Raw genomic sequence first — 26,173 nt, 5'->3', positions numbered from 1 at the left:
CTTTGTTTTTTATACCATTAAATTAATGGATTTAATACATTAAAGGTATTTTTATTATTGGTTATTGAATTAAATGTATAAATGGTTGAGGATTACGTTATTGAGCTTTTGCCGCAGTGGCAAATAAGCAAATAAGCAAATAAGCAAGTAACAATAACTGGGAATGAGGCCAATTATTATGAGTTCACACTACCTGCAACAGCAGCAGCAAATCAGCAAGGTGAAACAGTTTTTTTCGAGTCAGCTGGAACAACAACTAGGCTTAATAGAAGTGCAAGCCCCTATTTTGGCTAAAGTCGGTGACGGTATTCAAGATAATTTAAGTGGTACGGAAAATGCTGTAGCAGTAGCCGTTAAAACGATTCCTGATAGTCAATTTGAAGTTGTTCATTCGCTAGCCAAATGGAAGCGAAAAACCCTAGCTGATCACAGTTTCAGTATTGGAGAAGGGCTTTATACTCATATGAAGGCATTGCGCCCAGATGAAGAGTCATTAAGTCCTATTCATTCTGTGTATGTTGACCAGTGGGATTGGGAAAAAGTAATTTGTGAAAGCACTGAGCGTTCACTTGATAAGTTAAAAGAAACCGTTCAGGCACTGTATAGTGGTATTAAAGCAACAGAGCGTTTTGCTGCAAGTGAATTTGATATCACGCCTTTTTTACCCGCAGAAATTACTTTTGTGCATAGTGAACAGCTACGTCAAATGTACCCTGACTTCACTGCTAAGCAACGTGAAAAAGCGATTGTTCAAGAGCATGGTGCAGTATTTTTAATTGGTATTGGTGGGGCGCTTGGCGATGGTGAGGTTCATGATGTTCGTGCCCCAGACTATGATGACTGGTCAACCCAGACCTGTGAGGAATACAGTGGCTTAAATGGTGATATTTTAGTATGGAACCCGGTACTTGAAGATGCCTTTGAGATTTCGTCAATGGGTATTCGAGTCAGCCCAGATGCACTTGCTACACAGCTTGCAATCACTAAAGATGAAGCGCGTCTTGAATTTGATTGGCATAAACAGTTGCTTGATAAGAAATTTCCACAAACAATTGGCGGTGGTATTGGTCAATCTCGCTTAGCTATGCTATTACTGCAAAAGCAGCATATTGGTCAAGTTCAAGTTGGCGTGTGGCCAAGTGAGCTTAAGCAGCAATTTGCTGAAATATTATAGTACGCTATAAATAAAAAAAGAGGCGACTTAGCCTCTTTTTTTATTATTTGTATTTTTTAGCCGGTTTTAAATTCAACTTCAATCTTTCCCTCTTCAAGCTTTATATTGCAAGGTGGGTAACTAGCTGTTTATCTGTCCTGGCCAGCTTTTTAAAGCAACTGTCAGTTTTAGCTGTCACGGCTGCCCCACTTACTGCAAGATTGATAGTCATCTGTGAGCCAGATTTGTTGCCTATTTCACCTGCGACTATCGTTTGTGCATCAATAATTTCACCGCCAAACAATTTACCTTGTAAGTTTTTTGCAGGGCCTATTTGTATAAGCTCTTGAGCATTGATTAAGTTATGATTAGCTTGGCCTTCAAGGTCGCAACACCGTTATGGCAAGCTTGAACAAGGAGTAATCCTTCTTTACTACAAAAGTTTAAGGGGGGAAGTAGGTCTTTTTACAGAGTGCTAGAGAAATATGAACGAGTCAAGAAAATGAATGTTTTGCTTGCAACACAAGCAAAAAAGCACCTAATCTTGATTAGGTGCTTTTGATTAACGCTTTACTTACATAACGTCAGGTTAGTTGGTTGACGGTAATTCCATAATGCCATCAATTTCAATCTGCGCGCCTTTCGGTAGTGCTCTTACACCAAGTGCTGCACGAGCAGGGAAGGGCTGCTTGAAGTATTGGCTCATCACTTCGTTGACGGTCGCAAAGTTTGATAAGTCAGTAAGGTAAATATTAATCTTTACTAAGTCTTGAATTTTACCGCCTGCTTCTTCACACACTGCACAGATATTTTTAAATACTTGATGAGTTTGCTCGCTAAAATCCTCAGATACCATTTCCATTGTTTCAGGCACTAGTGGGATTTGCCCTGATAAGTAAACGGCTGTACCAACTTTAACTGCTTGGCTGTAAGGACCGATCGCAGAAGGTGCTTTATCGGTCGAAATAAATGCTTTATTCATGTTTTTCCCTTGTTATTTCTTTCGATAGACTTTTTGCACATCAGGCATTACGCGAATGCGGCGCATGATATTAGCAACATGGACACGGTTTTTAACTGTGATCCCTAAATCTATCACGTACAAATTACTTTCTTTTTCGTCAGTGGTAATTTCAACAATGTTAGCTTGAGTTGTAGCAACTACATTGGTGAGTTTAGCCAGTGCCCCTTGATGATTTATTATTTCAACCCGCAAAGCAGCGATATATTCTTTTTCCGGGTTATCATCCCATTTCACAATTAGATACTTTGAACGCTCGTTCTCCCAACCACGTATGTTTTTACATTCTTGGCGGTGTACCGTAAGCCCTTTGCCTTGACTTATATGCGCGGTGATTGCATCTCCCGGTACTGGGCGACAGCATTTAGAGTAATTTACCAACATGCCTTCGGTGCCAATAATGGTCGCTTTGGCTTTTTTAGCAATATCAGTTAAGTCATCGGTATCTGATTGCAATAAGCGCTTAGCAATAAGCATGCTCATTAAGTTTCCTGAGCCAATATCAACCAATAACTCTAATACGGTATTTAACTCGTGTTCTTCAAGTACGCGGCTGATATTTTCATCTGGTATATCATCGAGTTTATATTCACCTAAAGCTGAATCTAATAAGCGAAGACCTAAATGCATGGCCTCTTCGTGATGTTGGCTCTTTAAGTAATTACGAATACCTAAACGGGCTTTCCCTGTGACAATAAAGTTCAGCCAAGTTGCATTTGGATGCGCGCCAGAGCTAGTGATCACTTCAACCGTTTGCCCTGTATCTAAGGCTTGACTCAATGGGTGAGGTTTTCGATTAACGCGAGCGCCAACACAGGTGTTACCTACATCAGTATGGACTGCATAGGCAAAATCAACTGCTGTTGCCCCCATGGGTAATTCTACAATACGACCATCTGGGGTGAATACGTAAATCTCTTCCGGGAATAGCTCTGTTTTAACGTTCTCAACAAACTCAAAGGATGACCCCGCACTTTGTTGTAATTCGAGTAAGCTTTGCATCCATTGGCGAGCACGTTGCTGCGAGGTGTTTCCTGCGCTATCGCCTGATTTTTTATACATCCAATGGGCTGCAACCCCTTTATCAGCCATATGATCCATATCGTGAGTACGAATTTGAATCTCAACAGGAATACCGTGCGGACCGACAAGAGATGTATGAAGAGACTGGTAGCCATTGGTTTTAGGTACTGCAATATAATCTTTAAAACGAGTTTCAATTGGTTTATATAAATTATGGGCAACACCGAGTACACGGTAACAGATATCCATTTTATCGACATTAATACGAAATGCATAAATATCCATTACTTCGTTAAACGACAGTTCCTTGTTTAACATTTTTTTGTAAATACTATATAGGTGCTTTTCTCGACCGGAAATAGTAGCTGTAATACCTGCCTCTTCTAAGCGGGCTTCTATTTCGGTTTTAATATTTGAGATAATTTCTTTACGATTTCCACGAGCTTTTGCCACTTCAGATCTAAGTGCGCGATGGCGCATAGGGTAAAGAGCCTGAAAACCTAAATCTTCCAGCTCGTTTTTAACATCATGGATGCCTAAACGATTTGCTATCGGTGCGTAAATTTCGAGTGTTTCACGAGCTATTCGACGGCGTTTATCAGGGCGTAAAGCACCTAAAGTCCGCATGTTGTGGGTGCGGTCGGCTAGTTTTATTAAAATAACCCGAATATCCTGCGTCATCGCCATGATCATTTTTCGGTAGTTTTCAGCTTGGAATTCTTTTTTATCTTTAAAGCTGAGCTTATCGAGTTTACTCACACCTTCAACCAACTCGGCAACTGTTTCGCCAAAAATTTCGGCTAAATCTTGTTGGCTAAAGTCAGTATCTTCAATTACATCGTGCATCAACGCTGCCATTAAGGTTTCGTGATCAAGATGCATAGTTGCAAGTATTTGGGTTACTTCCACAGGATGGGTGATGTACGGTTCGCCACTTGAGCGAGTTTGACCTTCATGGGCTTCACGAGCGACCACATAGGCTTTTTGCACCAGCTCAACATCGGCTGGGAGCAAGTATTCAGATATTTTCTTTTTTAGACCTTCAAAAAGATACAAAGTCACACTCCAAGGCGCTAGTGAAGTAAATCGGTAACGGTATGGATAGAATATACGATGAAAAGGAAGGATTGCCAACGGCTAGAGTCGAAATACTCAGCCGTTAGCTAAATCAGCACAGGGATGCGTGATTATTGGTTACCACCAACAATAGCAGCAACTGCAGCCATTTCAGCGGCTTCTTGGTGTTGTTGCTCTTCACGGTCAATAACATCCATAGAAGAATTATCAACTAAACCAAGTTCAATTTCACGTAAAGCAACCACTGTTGGTTTATCGTTTTCAGTGTCGACTAGTGGGTTTTTACCACCAACCGCAATTTGGCGGGCACGACGAGCCGCAACTAAAATTAAGTCAAAACGATTACCAATTGCATCTACTGCATCTTCAACAGTTACGCGAGCCATCTCAGCACTCCAAATAAATTTTTAAGCAAAGACGTAGTTTACTCCAACGAAGCAAATTCGCCAATAGCTAGTGGTTAATTTTTATCTATTAAGGTTACTTTAGTAAATTACTTAACAAGTTTTTATGACTAATCGCTTGGCTTTTCAATGATAAACGCTTTGTCATAACAATCATTTCAATTTCATTTAAAGTATTTTCAAAGTTATCATTAACTACTAAATAGTCATACTCATCATAATGCGAGGTTTCTGACTGTGCTTTAGCCATACGCCCAGCAATTACTTCTGCTGAATCTTGGCCGCGATTATTTAATCGTGCTTCAAGTTCTGTTTTTGAAGGCGGTAGAATGAAAATAGTTTCAACATCCTCAACCAGCTCTCGAACTTGGCGAGCACCTTGCCAATCAATATCTAAAAATACGTCAATACCCGCGGCTAACTGTTCTTCAATAGCTTGCTTAGACGTACCGTAGTAGTTATCAAATACTTGCGCCCATTCAAAAAAGTCATTTTTTTCAATTAATGATTTGAATTGTTCAACATTTACAAAATGGTAATGCTCGCCACTTTTTTCACCTGGGCGAGGTGCGCGAGTGGTGTGTGATACTGAAACCTTCATGTCATTATGTTTTGTAAGTAATGCATTAATAAGGCTAGATTTACCTGCCCCCGAAGGGGCCGATAAGATAAATAAATTTCCGCGAGTTTGCGCCATGATTTTCATCTCTACTAAAAATAAACAGGCTCGAGTTACGAGTAACTCAAGCCTTTAATGTTTACATTGTACTTGATTTAACGAACATTGCTCAAGTTGGTTACTTGAGTGAGTAACTGGATTACTCTATATTCTGGATCTGCTTATTGGTTCATATTTTTAAACTTAAACATATCAATGCTTTGAGCTTTAAGGTGATATGTAATATTGAATGCTACTCACCACTTTAGTCACCAGCTGATTGCTTCTTAACGTATAGGGGAGAAAGTTAAACGAATACTCCGGGGTACTTGCTCTACTAAGAATATACCAGCTTTGAGTGCATTTCTCTATACATGGTCGAATCTCACAGTTATGGATATTACTGTATCCATAAGGGTTGAGTATGAAATTTTCACTTTTAGATGACACTGATGTTAGCCAAGCTTTTGCAGCGCATCTTCGTGGCTTACGTGAGCAAGCTAAGCTATCGCGAGAAGCACTTGCCCAGCGAAGTTGTGTGCCTGCGCCTACCATTAAAAAATTTGAACTCACTGGGCAAATTTCATTTCGCCAGTTACTACTCTTATGGCAGTCACTTGACTCACTCGATATGCTTTATCAGCTAACTCAGGTAAGCGCAGACCGCACTGCTTTACCGACCAGTATAGAAGAGGTCCTCAAAGATGAGTTTTAAATCAATTCAAAAGCTCAATGTGCAACGAACGCTTACAACGGGCGAGACTGTGCCGGTTGGTGTATTAGCTCAAAACCGTCAAGGAGTGTTCTTTCAGTACTTTGATGAATACATTAGTAAGTTTGGAAATTTATCCCCGTTTACTTTAAAAGCAACTGGACAGCTTCAACAAGCACCTAAAGAGCCTCACCAGGGAGTTCATGGTGTTTTTGGTGATAGTTTTCCTGATGGCTGGGGGTTGTTGCTTCAAGATAGAATATTTCGCCAGCAAGGCGTTTTACCTGCTCAAGTTACCGCGATGGATCGCTTGCGTTTGTTGGCAGCCAAGGGATGGGGGGCTTGTCTTTTACGCCCGTATCAGCGTTTTCACCTGAGCAACATCAAAATATTGACATAGCAACACTTGGACTAGAAGCACAAACCTTGTTTGATCAGTCTCTGCCTGAAGAGTTAGATGGTAAGACTCAACAAGTTTTAGCAACTTCGGTCGTTGTGGGTAGCTCAGGTGGGGCAAGGCCTAAAGCACAAGTTTATATGCCTGCTGGTGATGCGCAGCAATGCCGTACGTATACACAGCCAGGGGATGAAGCATGGTTAGTTAAGTTTACGTCGAAGAACTTGGCACTAGGCCACGAAGAAGGTTTATGTGAAGCCGTGTATTTACAAATGGCTGAACAAGCAAAGTGCCAGCCACCGGTTTGGCAGTTAATTGATGCGCCACCAAGTAGCGGTGCAAAAGCTTGGCTAACACTTAAACGTTTTGACTATTTACCTAAAGTACAAAGATTACCGGCACATAAAGTAGATGGCGAACAACATGCAGGGCGTTTGCATATGCATAGTGCTTGTGGTTTATTAGATGCCGACTTTCGTACTCCTAGCCTAGACTATAGTGACCTTATTAAAGCGAGTCGTCAGTTGTGTAAGTCTCCTGCAGCAGGGCAACTGCAGTTTCGTCGTGCTATTTTTAATTTATTTGCTGCAAACCAAGATGACCACAGTAAAAACTGGGGCTTTTTGCAAGGGGATGATGGTAACTGGCAGTTAGCCCCTTTTTACGACGTTACATTTAACCCTCATCCCTTTAATGAGCATGCAACAGCCTTTGCAGGGTATGGAAAAGCGCCGCCACTCAAAGTAATGCAAAAGTTGGCAGCAAGTGCAGGTTTTGCTCACTGGAAAGAGGCCCAGCAATGTATTCAGAAGTCGTTGAAGCGATTGGTAACTTTTCATCCCTTGCAACACAACAAGCGATCAGTAAAACAACTATACAAGCAATTGCAGAAACACTCGCCCAGCGAAAACAAGAGAACGCAGCACTACTTTGCTAGGGTTGTACCGAGCTAGGACAAATACCCCAGCAGTGACGCCCCTAAGATTGTGCTAAAGCAACATATATAAACTAATGAGTAACAGGGAGTTCCCTAAAAACTTTACCGTATCAGGTAAGCGTAAAGCTTGGCTAGAGAGCGACGTTGAAGAGTGGATGTTAAGCAAGCTAGAAGCCACAGAAGTGTAACTACAACTAAGTAAAACTAAACGCATATTGAGCCAGGTCGTTAACGGCCTGGTGCTTTATGCGCTCATTATGCTTTTAGCTTAGAGCAATTGGCGAGTTGTATTGACCATTCCGCAATTTTCTCATACTCTACTTTTGTTCACAGTTAGAGAAAAATCAATGAGTGACGAAATACTAACAATCCAAGAGCTTGCAGAGTACCTAAAGCTTAATGAAAAAACAGCTTATCGGTTAGCGGGTGAAGGAAAACTGCCAGGCTTTAAAGTCGGTGGTTCATGGCGTTTTAAGCGTGAAGATATAGAGCAATGGATAGAGAAAAAAAAACAAGGAAAGTGAATGAAGATAATAGATAATGTTAATAGTTTATTTGGTGACGATCTAAAAGAAACAATTCAACCAGGCGATAAACTAAGAATCGCCGCGTCTTGCTTCTCTATCTATGCCTATGAAGCTTTAAAAGATGAGTTAGCGAATATTGATGAACTAGAATTTATATTCACGTCACCCGCTTTTGTTCCTAGCTCTGTTACCGATAAAGTTCGAAAAGAGCGTCGTGAATTTTTTATTCCTCAAGATAAGAGTAATCAAACTGAGTCGAGCCTCTATGGGACAGAGTTTGAAATCCAACTGCGAAATAAATTAAACCAAAAAGCCATAGCTAAAGAATGTGCAAATTGGATACGAAAAAAAGCCACGTTCAAATCAAACATAACTAGTGCACCAATGCAGCAGTTTAGTGTCGTTGATGGAAGTAAGCCCTCGGCCTATATGCCTATAAATGGCTTTACTGCTGTTGATCTTGGTTATCAAAAAGGAAATGCGGTATCTAATTTTGTTCATAAAATTGATGACAATATAATGTCGAATCAATACGTTCAGCTTTTTGAGCAAATTTGGCAAGACACAGATAAAGTAAAAGAAGTAACAGATTCAATTACTGAGCATATCGAATCAATTTATCAAGAAAATGCCCCAGAACGAGTTTATTTCTTGATGCTATATAATCTTTTTCATGAGTTTTTAGATGACTTGAACGAGGATAACTTACCTAACGAGCGTGTAGGCCATTTAGATACGCTTGTTTGGAATAAACTATTTAACTATCAAAAAGATGCTTCAACTGGGCTTATCAATAAACTAGAGCAATATAACGGTTGTATCTTAGCTGACTCGGTCGGTTTAGGTAAAACTTTTACAGCCTTAGCTGTTATTAAATATTACGAGTTAAGGAACAAGGACGTCTTAGTATTATGCCCAAAAAAATTAGCAGATAACTGGCTTAATTATAATCGAAATTTAAATACTAACATCTTTGCAAAAGACAGATTTCACTATGATGTTTTGTGCCATACCGATATTGACAGAACTAGCGGGGAGTCTTTTGGAACACCTCTAAATAGAGTTAATTGGGGTAACTATGACTTAGTTGTTATTGATGAATCGCATAACTTTAGAAATGATAACCCTGTAAAAGACCGCGAAACACGTTATCAAAAGCTGATGCGAAAAGTCGTGCGAGATGGTAAAAAAACTAAAGTATTAATGTTATCGGCTACGCCAGTTAATAATAAATTTACGGATTTAAAAAACCAGTTAGCGCTAGCTTATGAAGGTAATCAAAAAGAGTTAACAGATAAGCTAAGAACAACCAAATCGATTGATACTATTTTTAAAAATGCTCAACGAGCATTTAATGAATGGGCAAAGCTAGAGCCAGAAGAAAGAACTCCATCTGCTATATTAAGTAGTCTTGAATTTGATTTTTTTGAATTATTAGATGCTGTAACCATTGCTCGCTCTCGTAAGCATATACAAACATTTTACGATACTACTGATATTGGTAAGTTTCCCACCAGAAGAAAACCATTATCGTTTCATTGCCCATTGACTCATAAAACGGACGTCATTTCATTGAACGAAATATTCACTCAGCTTAAATTACTTAAGTTATCTGTTTATGCACCGGTTAGTTACATTCTACCTAGTAGGCTCAAAAAGTATGAAGAGCAATACGATACAGAAGTAGATGGGGGTAAAGGTAAGTTACGTCAAGTAGATAGAGAGAAAAGCCTAGTTGCATTAATGACGACCAATTTACTTAAGCGTTTAGAAAGTTCAGTTGAAGCATTTAGGCTCACATTACAAAGTTTATATGACAATCACGCCAATACCTTAGCAGCTATTCAAGCCTTTTATGATAACGATGGTGTCACTGAAATTGATGACTTTGCAGGTGCCATGGCGGCAATTGATGCTGAGGATGATGAAATGTTGTCATTTCAAGAAATGGAAATTGGCAACAAGATCAAAATAAAACTAATGGATATGGACCTCCCATCTTGGCAACAAGACTTAAATGGCGATATAGAAATTATAGGTGCCTTATTAAATGAAATGAAAGCTATTACTCCAGAGTACGATGCTAAGCTTCAGCATCTAAAACAGCACGTGTTAGATAAAATAGAAAACCCAATAAATCCAAATAATAAAAAGATTATTATCTTTACAGCCTTTGCCGACACTGCTGAGTACTTATATAACAATTTAGCTAATGATCTGTTTCAAACTAAGCAGCTTCATACAGCAAGGATAACAGGCCAAGGTAATCCTAAAAGTACAATTAGGTCACGTAAAAAAGGTTATGACATTCAAGAGTGCCTAACTCTTTTCTCACCACGTTCAAAAGAAAAACATTTAGTGTTACCCAATGAGCCTGCAGAAATAGACCTATTAATTGCTACAGACTGCATTTCAGAGGGCCAAAACCTACAAGATTGTGATTACCTTATTAACTACGATATACATTGGAACCCTGTGCGTATTATTCAGCGATTTGGCCGTGTGGACCGTATTGGCTCACCAAACGACTCAATCCAACTTGCAAACTATTGGCCAGATATATCGTTAGACGAATATATTAACTTAAAAGAGCGCGTAGAAAGCCGTATGACTATTGTTGATGTTACCGCAACGGGTGACGACAATGTACTCAGCGCCAAAGCTAACGATGTGAGCTACCGTAAAGATCAGCTTAAACGCTTGCAAGAGGAAGTCATTGAACTCGAAGATGTTAAAACGGGCATATCAATCACAGATCTTGGCTTAAATGAATTCAGAATGGACTTACTTAATTATGTAAAAGAGCAAGGTGAGCCGAGAGGTGTGCCTAATGGCATGCATGCAGTTGTACCGAGCAACCAAAACTTAGGTTTAAAGCCAGGAGTTATATTCACACTTAGAAACATAAATAATAGTGTCAATATAGATCAAAAAAATCGCTTACACCCTTATTACCTCGTTTATATCAGCGATACTGGCGAAGTGATAGCAAATCATGCGGAAGTAAAAAGATTATTAGATTTAGTTCGTACATCATGCAAGGGAGTCAATGAACCTATAACCGAAGTGTGTAACCTATTTAACGAGCTCACTAACGACGGCAAAGAAATGGATAAATATTCACAACTGCTATCAGACACTATACGTTCAATTATTGAGGTGAAAGAAGAACAAGACATCGACAGTTTATTTAATGGTGGCGAAACAACTGCGCTTATCAACACTATTCAAGGGCTTGATGATTTCGAGCTGATCAATTTCTTAGTTGTGCAAGACCATACTAAAGCAAGCGTTGTGAAAAAAGGCTGCACTAATGCCTAACGCTATTTTCTACAAGTACCCTAAAAGTACTGAGGTCAATCGCACATTACCTAAAAGCAAGCTTTATGAGCAAGGCAAGGTAAACTCGGCTATTCGAGAATTATTTGTCACTCAAGTTGAACAAATTACCTGGGCAAATAAACTCTCTGCTCAAACTCTTAACATAGAAGCCCATGAGCAAATAAAAGAAATTCAAATATTCAGTATTGTGCTCAAAGGTGATGAGTTAAGTGAGGAAGTATTACAAACCATAGACAAAGCCATACTGCACCCCATTATTTTTGAGGTAATCTCTCACAGCCAAAATATGAGAACAACCACTTGTTTCAAGGAGGTAGGTATAAATGGTAGTGTTACATTATCAGAATATTACAGTTCAAGTTGTCAAAAACGTATAGAAAATAGTAACTCAGAGTCAACGAGTACTGATAATCGTCAAAATTTACCGTTAACGCTAAACATTAAAGCGCTCTACGAGCAATTATTAGCATCATTGTTACCTTATCCGTTAAAAGAGCATGAGACTTTTCCAGAGCTCATAAAACGGATCGACGCCATTAAGATGCTTAACAAGCAGCAACAACAAATAAGTAAAAAACTCAGTAACGAGAAGCAATTTAAAAACAAAGTAAAGATCAATGCTGAGTTAAAAAAAATTAAACAAGAGTTAAAGCAACTCACAGTTTCTGTTTAGCAAGAATTAAATAATTTACAAGGAATATCAATGGACAAGTTAAAAATGCATTCACCTGACTTATCACAGAGCAATATAGAAAAAATTAAGGAGTTGTTTCCTAATTGCGTTACAGAAGCAACTGATAATAGCGGTAACTTAAAATTGACTGTAGATTTTGACCAGCTAAAACAAGAGTTATCCGATTCGATAGTCGAAGGCCCACAGGAGCGCTATCAGCTTAATTGGCCAGGTAAACGTGAAGCATTGTTAACGGCCAATGCGCCAATAGCGAAAACCCTGCGACCTTGTCGCGAAGAAAGTGTTAACTTTGATAAAACAGAAAATTTGTTTATTGAGGGAGATAATTTAGAAGCATTAAAGCTTTTACAAGAGACTTATCTAGGTAAAGTGAAAATGATTTACATTGACCCGCCTTACAATACCGGCAATGACTTTATTTATAAAGATGACTTTTCTATTGAAACTGAGAGGTATTTAAAAGTATCTAAGCAAACAGATGATGTATCAAATAAGCTAATTACAAACACTGAATCAAATGGAAGGTTTCACTCTGACTGGCTAACGATGATCTATCCTAGATTAAAATTAGCAAAAAACTTACTATCTGAGGATGGTGTTATCTTTGTCTCTATTGATGAATCTGAATATTCTAACTTGATAAAGTTAATGGAAGAGGTTTTTGGTGAAAATAACTCCGTTTGCACTTTTGTTTGGAAAACAAGACAAGCAAGTGGAAAGCAGGTTGCTCATTCTAATACATCCGTAGAGCATGAATACATTGTAGCATTTTCAAAAACCCCGTATGCAAAACTTAAAGGAGTTGAAAGAGATGCATCTACATACAAGAATCCAGATAAAGATCCAAGAGGTATTTGGGCAAAGCACCCTCTAGATGTTGGCTCTACAGCAGAAGAAAGACCGAATTGTTTCTATACATTAATAGATCCTAATACTGGCATAAAGTATGAAGCCAATCCAAATAGGGTCTGGGCTTATGCTCCTGAAAGCATGCAAAAACTGATTGCCGAGGGTAAGGTTATTTTCCACCCAGAAGGTAAAACAAAGCCGATGCTTAAAAAGTTTTTTAATGAATTAAAAACAGATTCAAAACCAATAAGTAGTTGGCTCCAAAAAGACATTTTTAATATTGGTTATAATACAGAAGGTACAAAAAAAGCAAATGAGTTATTTGATAATAAAAAACTTTTTGATTACCCAAAACCTATATCTCTTATTAAGTTACTGATCTCTCAAACGTTAGAGGATCATGAAATTGTTCTGGATTTTTTTGCTGGCTCTGCTACTACAGGCCATGCTTTACTTGAGAGCAATTTAGAAAATAAACTAAATAATACTTTTATACTTGTCCAAATCCCACAAACGATAAATGAGAAAACATTGGCATATAAGGAAGGCTACAGGGTCATTAGTGAGCTAAGTGCTGAAAGACTTAGAAGAGTAATAGAAAAAAATAATTTAAATGAAGGGTTTCGTTTTTTAAAGGTAGACTCATCAAATATGACTAGTTCTCATTACACACCAGGTGAAACTAGCCAAGAAGATATGTTTGCGCAAATTGAAAACATCAAAGAAGGTCGCACTGACGAAGATCTATTATTTCAAGTGTTATTAGACTGGGGCGTTGGGCTAACCTTACCTATTACACAGCAAAAAATTGAGGCTAAAGATGTATTTTTTGTTAATGTAGACGATGAAGGAGAAAATGCAGATTTAATCGCTTGTTTTGGCAAGGATATCTCAAATGAACTTATTAAAACGCTTGCAGAAAAACAGCCTTTACGTGTGGTATTCAGAGATGATGGTTTTGTTAACGACTCAGTAAAAATTAATGTTGAACAGATATTTAAACAAATATCACCAATGACCGATGTTAAATCAATTTAAGGGAGCAACTATTAATGAAACTTAATTTTAAGCCCCTTGATTACCAACAAAAGTCGGTGCAATCGGTTGTAGATTGCTTTAAAGGTCAGCCAAACATAAAAAGTATTCAGTATCGCATTGACCCTGGCCTAGTAAAGAGAGGGCAAACTCAAAATGCTAATTTTGATGAAGAGGGTTTTAAAAACTCAGCTATCCAGCTGTCGTCAGAACAGTTGCTAGAAAATATTCACGACGTACAAAAAGCACAGAACTTACCGTTGTCTGACGGCTTAACGTACTTTACGGATGATAAAGGAAAAAAATTAAAAGGTACGTATAAGCCTGGTGCCGATATTAATTTAGATATCGAAATGGAAACCGGCACGGGTAAAACCTATTGTTATATTAAAACTATTTTTGAGCTCAATAAGCAGTATGGCTGGTCAAAATTTATTATTACTGTACCGACGATTGCTATACGAGAAGGAGCGCACAAATCATTAGAGGTAACGGCTGATCATTTTAATCAAATTTATAATAAGAAAATTCGGTTTTTCACCTACAACTCTAAAGATTTACACAAGATAGAAAGTTTTTCATCTGACTCTGGTATAAACGTGATGATTATTAATATTCAAGCGTTTAATGCCACAGGTGCTGATAACCGTAGAATATATGAAGAGCTAGATGATTTTCAAAGCCGTCGTCCTATTGATGTTATTAGTGCTAACAGGCCGATATTGATCTTGGATGAGCCCCAAAAAATGGAAGGTAAGGCCACACAGGAGTCTTTACCGCGTTTTAATCCATTATTTATTCTGCGCTATTCTGCTACTCATAAAACAGTTCATAACAAGATTCATCGCCTTGATGCATTAGATGCTTATAATCAAAAGCTGGTGAAGCGTATATCGGTTCGTGGTATTAAAACCAATGGTTTAGCAGGCACTAATGCTTACCTTTATCTTGAGCAAATAGAAATATCTAAAAAGGCACCTGTAGCGCGTTTAGAGGTAGAGCAAAAATTAAAGTCTGGCAGTATAGTTCGCAAAATCATTAAAGTGCATAAGGGTGATCGACTTATCGATTTATCTAATGGCCTTGCTGAATATGATGGCTTTGTCGTTTCTGAAATAAATGCAGTTACTGATACCGTAGAGTTTTTAAATGGTCAAAGCATTCAGGTAGGCGTGGCGTCAAATGATATAACTGAAGAGGCTATGCGCCGTATTCAGATACGAGATACCATTAAAACACATTTAGATAAAGAGCGCCGGCTATTCGGTAAAGGAATTAAAGTATTATCACTGTTTTTTATTGACTCAGTTGTTAAATACCGAGACTACGGTCAAGATGATGAAAAAGGTGAATATGCAAGAGTGTTTGAGGAAGAATATGAAATTCTCAAACAAGAGTTTTTATCTGATTTAGCTGATGCGGACCCATATAAAAAGTACTTGCTAAACTTAGATGGTACTAACACTCATGAAGGCTATTTTGCTATTGATAAAAAGAAAAAGCTCGTTGATCCTAAAGTTAAAACACGTGGTGAAGAGCGAGGCTTAGCCAATGATGAAGGTGCAACCGCGGCTTATGACCTTATCTTGAAAAATAAAGAGCAACTATTAAGTTTTAATGAGCCTAAGCGATTTATATTTTCTCACTCTGCTTTGCGCGAAGGTTGGGATAACCCCAACGTTTTTGTGATATGTATGCTTAAACATGCCGACTACGATAACGTTGTATCACGCCGACAGGAAGTAGGCCGTGGTTTACGCATTGCAGTTAACCAACAGGGTGAAAGGCAAGATCACCCCGCAACAGTTCATGAAACTAATGTACTTACCGTTGTAGCCAACGAAGGCTTTGGAGATTTTGTAAAAGGCTTGCAAAGCGATATTGCAGAATCACTATCGGCACGACCTAAAAAAGCAGACAAATCATATTTTGTGAATAAAATTATTAAAACAGACGATGGAGATTTAGCTATTACTGATGAAATGGCTAAAGCTATTGAGCGTTACTTAATTAAAAATGATTATACCGACGATAATGATGAAATAACTGATCTTTACCATAAAGAATTGAAAGAAGGTGAACTTGGTAAACTACCAGAGTTGTTAGCCCCCTTCACAGATCAGGTTATAGAATTAATTAATGGCGTGTTTAGTCAAGCACAGATGCCTGAAATTACAGATGATCGTAAACCTAAATCAAATGTATTGAATGCTAACTTTGATAAAAAGTCGTTCCAAAAACTTTGGAGTAAAATCAACCGTAAAGCAGTATACCAAGTTAACTTTGACTCTAATGAATTAGTTAAAAATGCAGTAGTTGCAATCAATCAAAATTTATATGTAACCCCTCTGCAATTTACAATTGAAGTAGGCGATCAAAAAGAGCAGCTTTCTGAAAGCGAATTAAAACAAGGTAGTAGTTTTGAAGTTAGAGAAACGGGTCGACAATTGCACAATACAACGGTGCAATCCTCTGTTCCTTATGACCTATTAGGTGAAATATCAGAAACTACTAAATTAACCCGAAAAACTATATGTGAAATTCTACAAGCAATTACACCTGAAAAGTTTGGCTTATTTAAAGTTAACCCTGAACAGTTTATTAGCGAAGCGACGCGTTTAATTAATGAAGAAAAGGCAACGGCGACAATTCAGCATTTGTCTTACGATCTTATTGATGAAACTTACGATACGGATATCTTTACTCAAAATCAGGTAATAAATGATTTTAGTAAAGTCGTCGATAATCTTAAAAAACACGTCTACGATTTTGCATCTACAGACTCGAAAGTTGAACGTAAATTCATTGAAGAAATGGACACCAGCAGCGATATTGAAGTTTATGCCAAACTACCAAGAGGTTTTACTATCCCGACGCCACTCGGTACAGAAGGATATAACCCTGATTGGGCAATAGCGTTTAAAGAGGGTACTGTTAAACATGTGCTATTTATTGCTGAAACAAAAGGCTCAATGTCTACTATGCAGCTTAAAAAGATTGAAGAAGCTAAGATTGAATGTGCTAAAAAGTTCTTTAAGCGATTAGAGCAAGAAGTAAAATCTAATGATGAAGCTGAGAAAGTTAAATTCAATATGGTTGCCAGCTATGGTGATTTATTAAAAGTAGTAGATCAGTATTAGATGATACTTGCTAGCTGTTATAGTGGAGACGATAACCATGTTCTTAAGGATGCTCAATTTAGTGAGTATCCTAAGAATGTTCATAATATTTTTTTAGTAGCAAAGAGTATTTATTTATATTCTTGTGATGTGCTGGATATGAAAACAGAAGTTAGCACAATACTAGAAGCCAAAAGTACTTTTGATCACAGGGTATTACAAGATGCTCATGACACCATGGCGGCCTATTATAGATTTAGCTATGATGATGGTGTTCAACTGGATCTAATTGACCCTGTGCTAACTAAAGAAGAGCAATACCTGATAAATTGGAACTCATGGTTTGATAACGAACTTAAACAAATAATGGGTACTAACTCGCAGTTAGTTCGCAGTGTTAATGAAGCGATAGCATTCGAGAACACAGAGCGAGGTTATAATGCAGAGGATAAAATTATAGAAATCCTATCCTTCATCTTCTCAATTGGCCAATAAGTTCTCCTTAAGAGATAAAGCTAGTGCTTCTAACGCAATTTTGCGCTCTTCAAAGTAATCGTATTTATCATAAATACCTTCTACCCCTTTTAACTTATGATTTAAGCATCTCTCGGCTACATAGCCGGGGGGGCCTTGCTGTGCTAGTAAAGTACGACAGGTGGCGTAAGTCATGAACCGTAAAGTGAGGCATGTCACCATTAAATTTGGTTGGACTTCCCAGCTCTCTTTTCCAAGTTGTTTCAGAAAATTTCAATACTTAAGCCTAATATTTATGTAAGCGCGTAATTAACCCCACATACCAATGTTAATGGTACCTATGCATAATTACCTCAGCACATTAATCTGAGGTAATTATGAAAAAGCAGCAAAAAATAAAGTACTGGCAAGCCATCATTGAACAACAGCAATCTAGCGCGTTAACTACCATTCAATTTTGTCGTGATAACAACATTAACCCATCTACTTTTTATGCTTGGCGTAAACGCCTTGCTAGCGAAATACCACCGGCTAAAAAGCAACAGGTGATCCCATTTGTTATTCATGAGCAAGCCTTTACACAATCCTCAATGATTAAGCTCACCACACCAAACGGCTACCAATTAGATTTCGAGTCGACATTAGCGCACCAAGCACTCGCCAAATTATTGAGCGTACTGTGAAACCTTGCACCCACCAAGTTTACTTGGTCACGGGGTTCACTGACATGCGAAAATCAATCAATGGCCTGAGTATTATTGTCAGCGATACCCTATCACTCGATCCTTTAAGCCAAGCATGGTTCGTTTTTTGTAATAAACAACGCGATAAATTAAAAATTTTATTTTGGGGTACGAACGGTTTTTGGCTTTATTATCGTCGTTTAGAGCAAGGGCGATTTCAATAGCCCAAAGATACTCATGAACACACGGCTATGGGGATTGAGCAACGCCAATTACAATGGTTACTATCGGGGCTACCAGTCAGTAATCAAACTCGGCACCCAACCTTATCAGGATTATCGGTGATGTAAATTAACACGATCGTTTTTTTATACTTGAACGATCTTCCCCATGTGTCATGCTATTAAAATGACAGACAATATCCTCATCACCGAACTACAAAATCAGCTTGCTCTTATGCAGGCTAAGCTTGATGCTTTACAAGAGGATAAGGTTGAAATGCAAGCGCGTATCGACCATTTACTGGCTGAGCTTAAATTAAGTAAATCGCAAAAATACGGCAAGAAAAGTGAAAAAGACCCGCGAGGTACCTTCAACGAAGCTGAGCAGCATAAATCCACAGAGCCGCCTAAACATCATAAAAAAGGTAAACAAACATTAGCGGCGCATTTTGAGCGCGAAGAAGTTGAGCACAGGTTAACGGTACTTGATTGCCCATGCTGTGGTGAACAACTGCACCATTGCGGTAGTGAAGACAGCGAGCAAGTGAAAATTATTCCAGCGAAAGTAAGTGTCATTAAGCACAAGCAATTTAAATATGCTTGCAGACATTGCGAGCACGAACAATTGACCAGTAAAATTATCACCGCGCCTAAACCCAAGCAGCCTATTCCTGGCAGCATTGCGAGTCCAGAAGCGTTATCGGCGGTTGTTACGGGCAAATACTGCGATGCCTTACCGCTTTATCGTTTCGTTGACATACTGGGCCGTGGCGGCCTTGAACTATCGCGCGGAACATTAGCTAATTGGTGTATTAAAGCGGGCCTGCTAATCAGCCCCTTAGTGGCAGCCATGCAACGTCACTTGCTTAGTGAGCACAGTTTATGTGCCGATGAAACCCGTACACAAGTCTTAGATGAAGGTGACAACCCTAGCAGCAATTCCTACATGTGGGTTTATCGCAGCAATGAGGTCAGCCGTGAGCCTGTCGTGATTTACGATTACCAAGCAGGTCGAAGTCGCGCTTGCGCAAAAGAATTTCTTGCCGGTTATCAAGGCTATTTACAGTGCGACGGTTACCGTGTTTATGACGGTATTGAAGGCATTACCCCTGTTGGTTGCTGGGCACACGCTAGACGCAAATATAACGATGCCTTAAAAGCAGAGTCGAAAAACAAAGGTCGAGCGCATAAAGCCATCAGCTTTATCAGCCAATTATATAAACTGGAAACCCACGCTAAAAACAAACAGTTATCTCCTCAAGCGCGGTATCAGTTACGACAAGAAAAAGCCTTACCCATATTAATGCACTTTAAAGCGTGGCTTGATGAAGCCGAAGGTAAAGTAACGGCGGGGAGTTATATTGGCAAAGCGATAAAATACACGCTTAATCAATGGCCGAAATTAATGCGGTATAGTGAAGATGGCGAACTAGGGATTGATAATAATATTACTGAGCGAGATATTCGGCCGTTTACCACTGGTAGAAAAAACTGGCTATTCTCAAAATCGGTTAATGGTGCTCAGGCCAGCGCGATACTTTATAGTATTGTGATGACGTGTCGTGCTAATGACATCAATCCGTATTACTACTTTGTGCATTTATTTAAAACGTTGCCGAATCGAGATGTGGGTGATGATGATTTTACCGACCTAATGCCGTGGAATGTGCAGCTAGACTTCGATTATAGCTAAGCGCACTGCTTAAATGCGCGCTTACATATTTATTTTAGCTAGCTGTTTAATTTAATTCAAAACATTTACATAGGGATTCCACTTTAGTGGAATATGAAACGCTACATTGCCAAAGTATAAGAGGCTGGTATAATCTGTTCGCTTTATTGACTTATAAATCAACAGTTTGCGGGTTGGTTTTCAACCGTAAATTAGTACTAATAAGCTATTATACTTTTGCAGTCATCAAAAGGAGAACATGATGAAAAAAGCTTTCTTGTCAATTACATGTGCGTCTATTCTAGTAGGTTGCACTTCAGCTGATGTATTAAGGCATCCCGGAGATGTTGCTAAGACTAGTAAGTATGCCCCACAGAATGAAAAAAAAGCTGATAATAACATTGGAGTAATGCGCTATTTAAATGAAGGTGCATCTTTCGTAAGAGAAGCTCGTCGTGAAGATGCTTACAAAAAAATGTTTAACATATGTGATGGTAAATATGAGATTTTAGCTGAGACCAGTTCCGAAACATCACCTATGATTTTAACAACAGAAACTAATATTGGCTTTATGTCACAAACAGTTTCATCCTCATATAGATACATCCACTTTAAGTGCGTATAAATAATAAAACGGATCTGTGCTTGTTAACTCGGATCCGATTCACTATATATTTTGTCAATATTTATAATTGAATGAAATCAAAGCCATGTCCTGGCAATTTCAACTCAAATGAACTAGCCACATATTTTAACATTGTAAGTATTTCTTTATGCCTAGCTTTATATAAAAACTTAATTACTTTGGAGCCACAACAGCACCTCTGATAACAACCACCGCTTAAGTGAACCAATACGATAACTCGGAGGCGTTTTATTTTGTCGCTCTAATCGCCACCAGGCTGTTCTGCTAATACCGGTTATCTCTTTTCGCAGCGTTTCATCAATGTACTGATCAAACGCTGCTGTTAGCGATGGTTTGGTTTGTTTATTATTTTGTAGGGACATAACTTTGTTGGATCCAAGCATCAATTTCAGAACGTTTAAACATGACGCGTTTACTCGGTTTAAAGTGTGGAATTTCTTTTCTATGAGTCAGCTTGTAAATAGCCGAACGAGATAGGCCTAAGTATTTTGCGCATTCTTCAGCGGTCATATATTCTTTTGTTACCAACTGTACTTTCTTTAATTCAGACATTGCTTGGCTAATCATCTGTAATTCAGGTGACATGGGCTTTCTCCTTTGATATTACTGTTTTTAATCAACATCCCTAGGTTACCTTGATTAGTATATAAACGACGGGTCTGTAGTTTCCCATTTTGGGCAGTTATAGCAGTTTACCCTTATTTTTTATCCATAATTTAGTGCTGATAATAATTGGTTAATTGATCTAGTAATTGTATTAATTGGTAAGAACGCAAAGAGTCTTTTAGTTATTGATATTAATATAAAAAGTTTTATTTTTATTATGGCTTACATAGGTAAATGCACGTGTTTTATGAATAGAAGAACGTAAAGCGATAGATAAATGCACGTGTTAGTTTTCGTAATCTTAAAGGTTAGATTAGCTGCTGGGTTGGTGTTAGCAGTGGTTGAAGAGCTTAGAGTTAGCGATAGGTAGAAGCACGTGGATAAAAAGGCTTATCCACAACTTTTTGTGGGTAACTTTTGTTACTGATAGGGCTATATATGTGGCAGATAACGTTTTAGAGTCAATATACTTTGCTCCCAAAAAATTTTATCAGTGATAGCTGGATAGGCCTGCATAACGAGTGCTAGTTGTTGCTTAAAACACTGCTTAAACGGTGATAGGTTTTGATTGCTAGCAAACTGACTATGTAACTGACGCCAACTGATCCGGGTCATTGGCTTTTTCAGAGATACCGCACGCCAATTCACCACTATTTATGGATAGCTTTTTGTCTCTGATAAGGCTGTATATGTGGTTGATAACGTTTTAGAGTCAATATACTTTGATCCCAAAAAACTTTATCAGTGATAGCTGGGTAGGCCTGCATAACTAGCATTAGTTGCCGCTTAAAACTCTGCTTAAACGATGATAGGTTTTGATTGCTAGCAAACTGACAATGTAACTGACGCCAACTGATACGGGTCATTGGCTTTTTCAGAGATACCGCACGCCAAGTCAGCCAAGTATATAAATCAAATGCGAATGGAGTTTTAATGAGTGCCTCTACAGCACTTTTACTTAGCGGTGTACAAGATTGGTAAATATGCTTTTTAATGGCTTCTGATAGCTGTGGAAATGCCTTTTTTTGGTTAGGCATCTCTAACCGTTGAAATAAAAATGCATCATCTATTATTTTATGTCCGTCTCTTATCACGGTAAATCTTGTGTTTGAAAGCGCGTTAAACTGAGTTTTAAAGCGCCTCACATCAGATCCACTAGTACTTAAGGTTATAGCTTTGAGTAAAGCTGCTTGTGATTTAGGCCAATTAACGGTGCCACTCTGAGTTAAATTATTCGCGGTGTAATATAAAATACGCCTAGCGATAGACCCATAAGGTAATTGACTGGTAGTACGTAGTTGCATTTCAATTTGGCCTGAATCTCGAGTAAACAACCCTTCATCAGTACGTGCCATGGGTAGTGAAAGCTGGCAAAACAAACTGGGGTAATACACTATTTCAGGTGCTTCGTTTTGCATATCAAGCAGCTTAATGTATCGCTCAAGCTTTTCACTACTGCAGTTGAGTTTCATTTATTCAGCATCATTTTCGTGGTTTGTGTGTGTGCAATATTGTTGATCGAGTTGGGAAGTAACCAAGCATGTGTTTGTCGCCAATTTGGGCAGTTACAGCACTATAGTGTCAGTTTTTTCTTTATGTTACTTGTAGCGAACCATGCCTTGGGAACTTTCACATGTGAAACTTTTGGGGGTGCTCGTTGACTACAACGTTGCACTTTTGAACATCATGCTAAGCTTGTAATAAAGTAATACGAGGGTAAGACAATGCTTAAAAGATATTGGTTATGGTCGTCGGTCGGGTTATTAGTATTCGGTGCAATCGAAGCTTGGTTATCAAATTTAGGTTACACACCCTTTTCCTTGGTGTTGGCAGGCTTAAATAGCATGAGTGTGCTTATTATAAAAGGGATAACTGGCTTTATATCGACTATGCGACATTTCTTTTCTCAGTTTAGTGAGCTGAATCAGTTTAGTAACCAAAGTCAGTTTAGAAATGATTTTAACGTTAATTGTAGCGCTCAGAAATTTACAGGAAGCTCAAATGATGAGCCGCTTGACTTTGAGGATGTGTCGTTTGGTCTGAATAAGACTGGTGATATATTAGATGCCTTCGGTAGACACCCTATGATTGAGCTTACGCATCCGTTATATCATTTTTACGAAGAGTATCGATAACTTTCCCAGTAGAAACAAGGTTTACACCTCACATTGGCTATTTCCCACATTATTCTGTCTAGGCACGGAGTACTTCCCTGTAACGCTCCAAATAATTACATGGAATAAAGTGGGAATTTCCCACATCAGATAGGTATCTGGAAAGGAATTGGAAAGTTCCCTTGGCTCTTTGACAGCCTTTGCAAGAAATTATTTTGATATAAATGGCTAGAGTTCCCCAAAAACGGCAATTAGCCATGCATGCTTTTCGATCGTTGCATTTTAGTATTGACGAAGTTCATTAAAAGGAGAAAAGCATGGACTTTGATAAATATATGCAAGCATGGCAAGCGAACATGCGCACCAACAATACAAACTTAGTTACTAGAGCGTTTACCGATAGTCGTAACTTTGCAACACACACTCATAATATGTGTCGTATAGACCAAGTTCGCTTGGCCTACTTAGCAAATCGAGCAGCTGATTATTTTTGGTCCCACAATCGTGCTCACCGGACCGATTTAACAGATGGCTACCCTGGACATTATGGTTGTCGTGTAAGACTCGCTGCGCCAAAGTTTGAACTTAGTTGGTATTACAATCAATTTAAAAGGAAAAACGACGGTAGTGGCAAACACAATGTAATTAGCCATTACTTGCCAAAGGAAGGAGAGCATGGTTACTTCAACAATCGATTCAATAGAGCGCATGACTGGGAGCTTCCTATTATTTTGGATACAGAACTAGCTTTCAGATTGTGCCGCCGTATAAATCAAAATTTAACAATCATTAGACGAAAAACATCAATGAACCTTCGGTTACTAGATTCATTGGAATGTCTTTTAAGTGGATTTGCAGGAGCAAACAATGAGTAATGAGTATGAGTATGAGTATGAGTATGAGTTTTTACGTTTACTACGCGTAGTCAGCTTTTCAGGGTTTGATCCAGTGCCCAGCGACCTTAATTTAGTCGAAGAATGGATAGAATCACAACGAGGTCGCCTAGAAGAGTACGCTGACGATATTGTTTTAAATTTTACAGACTGCCATCGAGCGGCCGCAGCTGAACTTGGGGTAAATTATCCATTTGAGTATGCACTTAATGTCCGCTTTCTAAAAAAAGGAATAAGTTATGTGTGGCATCGAGGAATTTTCTATGGGGGGCGCAAATCGCCTAAACGAATTGAGTATTATAAACTCATTCGAAATAGTTTTGGTAATATTCCAGGTTGGGAACGCTCAATTTATGATTGTGTCATTAACAACTTTGAATTACTTTATAAACACCAATCTCGTTTGCAGAAACTTACTAAGCACTACAGAGCATTGCGAGTAAGCTTAGAAAAGATCTGATAGTGCAAACTTGTAAATAATTAGCTAGCGGCTTGATGAAAGTTAAATAGCCGCTGGCTAATAATAGCTAAAGTATTATTTGTACTAGCTCAGGTTTTGTCTGAACTAATACAGCTTATTTTCAAATTAAAATCAGTGTTTTATTTGTAGTACCTTCGGAAATTAATCAAGTTCAGTCCAAACTAGTGGCTCGATAACATCTGCAATCTTTTGGTGGACATGCCGGCGTTCTTCGTAATAGTCATATCTGTCGTATATACCTTCAACTCCCTTCAAACTATGATTAATCGCGCGCTCACCAACTGCACCACTAAAGCCTAATGCTGACACCTGACTGCGAAAGGTACGACGGAGATCATGAACAGTAAAATGCTGGATATCTCCCATTAAATTAGGGGCGGGTCGTTTGCGACCTTGTTCAATACCAAACATTTTGTTAATAGCCCTATTTATGGTATCTGAGCCAATAAAGGGTTTGCTAGCTCCCCTTCGTGCTGGTAGTACATATTCTGAACCAAATGAGCGAGCTTTGAGTATATTGAACCATTTGACTGCTTGGGCTGGTAGGGGAATGGCTATACCTTTTCCCTTTTTTACGCGCTCGTCTGGTATTATCCATTCACCTTTATCTAGGTCTAGCTCACTCCAGGATGCTTCAGTAAGCTCAGACTTGCGGATACCTAGTACTAAATAAAGGCAAACAGCGATGTAATTATCCATACCAAAGCGGTCCATGTGCTTTCGAAAAACAGCAGTCACTTCTTTTATTTCAGCTAAGGATAAGGCCCTTTCACGTGACTTTTCAATACCCCCAGCATCATTAGTGCCAAATGCTGAAGCGGGATTGTTTAGTGTTAAATCAAGCTTCACCGCGTGACGGAAAAGTTGTTTCATATACATCAGTACATCATTAGCTATGCTTGGTCGGTTGCTTAATTTAATGCGCTGTAAAACTTCTCTAACGTCGCGAGCATTTACCTTCTCAACTCGCATATCACCGATAACTGGCTTTATCTCCTTACGGTACAAGCGAGCAGGAATGTTCGGGTGCTTCAATCGAGGTTTAATATCATTGGTAAACCAGTCTTCAAATAAATGATCCATGGTTTCAATACCTGACCAAGCTTCCTTCTTTCTTGCCACCAGGGGATCTAGCCCGTTCATTAACTCACGCTTTTTCGATAGCAATTCACTACGAGCATCCGCAAGGCCCATAAAAGGGTACTTGCCTAGTGTCATCTCCCGTCTTTTTTTATGAACTGTGTAGCGATAAGACCAATACGACTGGCCTTTTTTAGGCACAACAAAATATAAGCCGAGACCATCAGCATATTTACCGTGTTGTTTTTTTCTGTCTAGTGATGTGATTTTTGTTGCAGTTAACGCCGTCATGGTGAAATTCCTCTTATGAGCTACATATAAAGTACTCACCACTCATAACTTTTGCAACTGTTTC

At 38.7% G+C, this 26,173-nt stretch carries 24 protein-coding genes and 3 pseudogenes; 17 read left to right on the top strand and 10 right to left on the bottom strand.

Annotation, left to right across the window (positions count from 1 at the left end):
- The first annotated feature begins 178 nt into the window (after window positions 1-178).
- Complete coding sequence (gene asnA / locus ACT3S9_RS13130) at window positions 179-1,174, top strand: aspartate--ammonia ligase (RefSeq protein ID WP_441835067.1); 996 nt, start codon at window positions 179-181, stop codon at window positions 1,172-1,174.
- A 100-nt stretch (window positions 1,175-1,274) separates the two neighbouring features.
- Here the strand turns inward: asnA and ACT3S9_RS13125 are convergent.
- The 5 genes and pseudogenes from ACT3S9_RS13125 to gmk all read right to left on the bottom strand — a co-directional run.
- Window positions 1,275-1,523, bottom strand: a pseudogene (locus ACT3S9_RS13125) (FapA family protein); the annotation flags it as partial.
- Between the two features lie 219 nt (window positions 1,524-1,742).
- Window positions 1,743-2,135, bottom strand: coding sequence for a RidA family protein (locus ACT3S9_RS13120; RefSeq protein WP_441835066.1), 393 nt, complete (start codon window positions 2,133-2,135; stop codon window positions 1,743-1,745).
- Between the two features lie 12 nt (window positions 2,136-2,147).
- Window positions 2,148-4,253: a bifunctional GTP diphosphokinase/guanosine-3',5'-bis pyrophosphate 3'-pyrophosphohydrolase gene (gene spoT, locus ACT3S9_RS13115; protein ID WP_441993244.1), complete on the bottom strand. Its 2,106-nt coding sequence runs from the start codon at window positions 4,251-4,253 to the stop codon at window positions 2,148-2,150.
- Window positions 4,254-4,384: 131 nt separating this feature from the next.
- Window positions 4,385-4,660 carry a DNA-directed RNA polymerase subunit omega gene (rpoZ, locus tag ACT3S9_RS13110; RefSeq protein ID WP_441835064.1) on the bottom strand — a complete coding sequence of 92 codons (276 nt, stop codon included), beginning with the start codon at window positions 4,658-4,660 and terminating at the stop codon, window positions 4,385-4,387.
- A gap of 94 nt (window positions 4,661-4,754) precedes the next feature.
- Complete coding sequence (gene gmk / locus ACT3S9_RS13105; protein WP_441835063.1) at window positions 4,755-5,375, bottom strand: guanylate kinase; 621 nt, start codon at window positions 5,373-5,375, stop codon at window positions 4,755-4,757.
- A gap of 385 nt (window positions 5,376-5,760) precedes the next feature.
- Here gmk and ACT3S9_RS13100 point away from each other — a divergent pair, with 385 nt between their 5' ends.
- The 9 genes and pseudogenes from ACT3S9_RS13100 to ACT3S9_RS13060 all read left to right on the top strand — a co-directional run bounded on the left by ACT3S9_RS13100 (window position 5,761) and on the right by ACT3S9_RS13060 (window position 17,443).
- Window positions 5,761-6,051: a helix-turn-helix domain-containing protein gene (locus tag ACT3S9_RS13100; protein WP_443487989.1), complete on the top strand. Its 291-nt coding sequence runs from the start codon at window positions 5,761-5,763 to the stop codon at window positions 6,049-6,051.
- Window positions 6,041-7,382, top strand: a pseudogene (locus ACT3S9_RS13095) (type II toxin-antitoxin system HipA family toxin). The gene ACT3S9_RS13100 and the pseudogene ACT3S9_RS13095 overlap by 11 nt, the downstream one beginning before the upstream one ends.
- 62 nt (window positions 7,383-7,444) lie before the next feature.
- Entirely contained in the window at window positions 7,445-7,570 is a 126-nt protein-coding gene (locus ACT3S9_RS13090; RefSeq protein ID WP_443487990.1) for a helix-turn-helix transcriptional regulator, read from the top strand.
- Window positions 7,571-7,729: 159 nt separating this feature from the next.
- Window positions 7,730-7,906, top strand: coding sequence for a methylation-associated defense system helix-turn-helix domain-containing protein MAD1 (mads1, locus tag ACT3S9_RS13085; protein ID WP_444750980.1), 177 nt, complete (start codon window positions 7,730-7,732; stop codon window positions 7,904-7,906).
- A complete protein-coding gene (locus tag ACT3S9_RS13080) occupies window positions 7,907-11,230 on the top strand; it encodes a helicase-related protein (RefSeq protein ID WP_444750979.1) in 3,324 nt (1,107 codons plus the stop codon). It abuts the gene before it with no gap.
- The gene (locus ACT3S9_RS13075; RefSeq protein WP_444750978.1) at window positions 11,223-11,924 is read left to right on the top strand and encodes a DUF4391 domain-containing protein; all 702 of its coding nucleotides are present in this window, start codon (window positions 11,223-11,225) and stop codon (window positions 11,922-11,924) included. The genes ACT3S9_RS13080 and ACT3S9_RS13075 overlap by 8 nt, the downstream gene beginning before the upstream one ends.
- A gap of 30 nt (window positions 11,925-11,954) precedes the next feature.
- Window positions 11,955-13,832 carry a site-specific DNA-methyltransferase gene (locus ACT3S9_RS13070; RefSeq protein WP_444750977.1) on the top strand — a complete coding sequence of 626 codons (1,878 nt, stop codon included), beginning with the start codon at window positions 11,955-11,957 and terminating at the stop codon, window positions 13,830-13,832.
- A 14-nt stretch (window positions 13,833-13,846) separates the two neighbouring features.
- Window positions 13,847-16,969: a type III restriction-modification system endonuclease gene (locus ACT3S9_RS13065; RefSeq protein WP_444750976.1), complete on the top strand. Its 3,123-nt coding sequence runs from the start codon at window positions 13,847-13,849 to the stop codon at window positions 16,967-16,969.
- A gap of 138 nt (window positions 16,970-17,107) precedes the next feature.
- A complete protein-coding gene (locus ACT3S9_RS13060) occupies window positions 17,108-17,443 on the top strand; it encodes a hypothetical protein (RefSeq protein WP_444750975.1) in 336 nt (111 codons plus the stop codon).
- Here the strand turns inward: ACT3S9_RS13060 and ACT3S9_RS13055 are convergent.
- Window positions 17,429-17,657: pseudogene (locus ACT3S9_RS13055) on the bottom strand (integrase); the annotation flags it as partial. The gene ACT3S9_RS13060 and the pseudogene ACT3S9_RS13055 overlap by 15 nt on opposite strands.
- 142 nt (window positions 17,658-17,799) lie before the next feature.
- Here ACT3S9_RS13055 and tnpA point away from each other — a divergent pair.
- The 4 genes from tnpA to ACT3S9_RS13035 all read left to right on the top strand — a co-directional run bounded on the left by tnpA (window position 17,800) and on the right by ACT3S9_RS13035 (window position 20,623).
- A complete protein-coding gene (tnpA, locus tag ACT3S9_RS13050; protein WP_444750974.1) occupies window positions 17,800-18,105 on the top strand; it encodes an IS66 family insertion sequence element accessory protein TnpA in 306 nt (101 codons plus the stop codon).
- Window positions 18,102-18,329, top strand: a complete 228-nt coding sequence (gene tnpB, locus ACT3S9_RS13045; protein WP_444750973.1) for an IS66 family insertion sequence element accessory protein TnpB — start codon at window positions 18,102-18,104, stop codon at window positions 18,327-18,329. Before tnpA ends, tnpB begins: the two co-directional genes overlap by 4 nt.
- A 166-nt stretch (window positions 18,330-18,495) precedes the next feature.
- Window positions 18,496-20,019, top strand: coding sequence for an IS66 family transposase (gene tnpC / locus ACT3S9_RS13040; protein WP_444750972.1), 1,524 nt, complete (start codon window positions 18,496-18,498; stop codon window positions 20,017-20,019).
- A 238-nt stretch (window positions 20,020-20,257) separates the two neighbouring features.
- Complete coding sequence (locus ACT3S9_RS13035) at window positions 20,258-20,623, top strand: hypothetical protein (protein ID WP_444750971.1); 366 nt, start codon at window positions 20,258-20,260, stop codon at window positions 20,621-20,623.
- A 170-nt stretch (window positions 20,624-20,793) separates the two neighbouring features.
- Here ACT3S9_RS13035 and ACT3S9_RS13030 read toward each other — a convergent pair whose 3' ends face one another.
- The 3 genes from ACT3S9_RS13030 to ACT3S9_RS13020 all read right to left on the bottom strand — a co-directional run bounded on the left by ACT3S9_RS13030 (window position 20,794) and on the right by ACT3S9_RS13020 (window position 22,722).
- Window positions 20,794-21,006, bottom strand: coding sequence for a helix-turn-helix transcriptional regulator (locus ACT3S9_RS13030; protein WP_444750970.1), 213 nt, complete (start codon window positions 21,004-21,006; stop codon window positions 20,794-20,796).
- Window positions 20,990-21,229 carry a helix-turn-helix domain-containing protein gene (locus ACT3S9_RS13025; RefSeq protein WP_443487978.1) on the bottom strand — a complete coding sequence of 80 codons (240 nt, stop codon included), beginning with the start codon at window positions 21,227-21,229 and terminating at the stop codon, window positions 20,990-20,992. The genes ACT3S9_RS13030 and ACT3S9_RS13025 overlap by 17 nt, the downstream gene beginning before the upstream one ends.
- A gap of 671 nt (window positions 21,230-21,900) precedes the next feature.
- The gene (locus ACT3S9_RS13020; RefSeq protein ID WP_444750969.1) at window positions 21,901-22,722 is read right to left on the bottom strand and encodes a replication protein RepA; all 822 of its coding nucleotides are present in this window, start codon (window positions 22,720-22,722) and stop codon (window positions 21,901-21,903) included.
- A gap of 252 nt (window positions 22,723-22,974) precedes the next feature.
- Between ACT3S9_RS13020 and ACT3S9_RS13015 the strand changes: the two genes are divergently transcribed.
- The 3 genes from ACT3S9_RS13015 to ACT3S9_RS13005 all read left to right on the top strand — a co-directional run bounded on the left by ACT3S9_RS13015 (window position 22,975) and on the right by ACT3S9_RS13005 (window position 24,717).
- The gene (locus tag ACT3S9_RS13015) at window positions 22,975-23,385 is read left to right on the top strand and encodes a hypothetical protein (RefSeq protein ID WP_444750968.1); all 411 of its coding nucleotides are present in this window, start codon (window positions 22,975-22,977) and stop codon (window positions 23,383-23,385) included.
- 296 nt (window positions 23,386-23,681) lie between these two features.
- On the top strand, window positions 23,682-24,239 hold the full coding sequence (gene mobI / locus ACT3S9_RS13010) for a conjugative transfer protein MobI(A/C) (RefSeq protein ID WP_444750967.1): 558 nt from the start codon (window positions 23,682-23,684) through the stop codon (window positions 24,237-24,239).
- A complete protein-coding gene (locus ACT3S9_RS13005) occupies window positions 24,232-24,717 on the top strand; it encodes a hypothetical protein (RefSeq protein WP_444750966.1) in 486 nt (161 codons plus the stop codon). Before mobI ends, ACT3S9_RS13005 begins: the two co-directional genes overlap by 8 nt.
- Before the next feature lie 162 nt (window positions 24,718-24,879).
- Here the strand turns inward: ACT3S9_RS13005 and ACT3S9_RS13000 are convergent, their stop codons facing one another.
- A complete protein-coding gene (locus ACT3S9_RS13000; RefSeq protein ID WP_443487973.1) occupies window positions 24,880-26,109 on the bottom strand; it encodes a tyrosine-type recombinase/integrase in 1,230 nt (409 codons plus the stop codon).
- Window positions 26,110-26,173 lie beyond the last annotated feature (64 nt).

This window comes from Pseudoalteromonas sp. AOP31-A2-14 (assembly GCF_052378035.1).
GTDB lineage: Bacteria > Pseudomonadota > Gammaproteobacteria > Enterobacterales > Alteromonadaceae > Pseudoalteromonas.
Note: the sequence above shows the minus strand (reverse complement) of the source record. Positions and strands in the feature narration are given on the sequence as shown.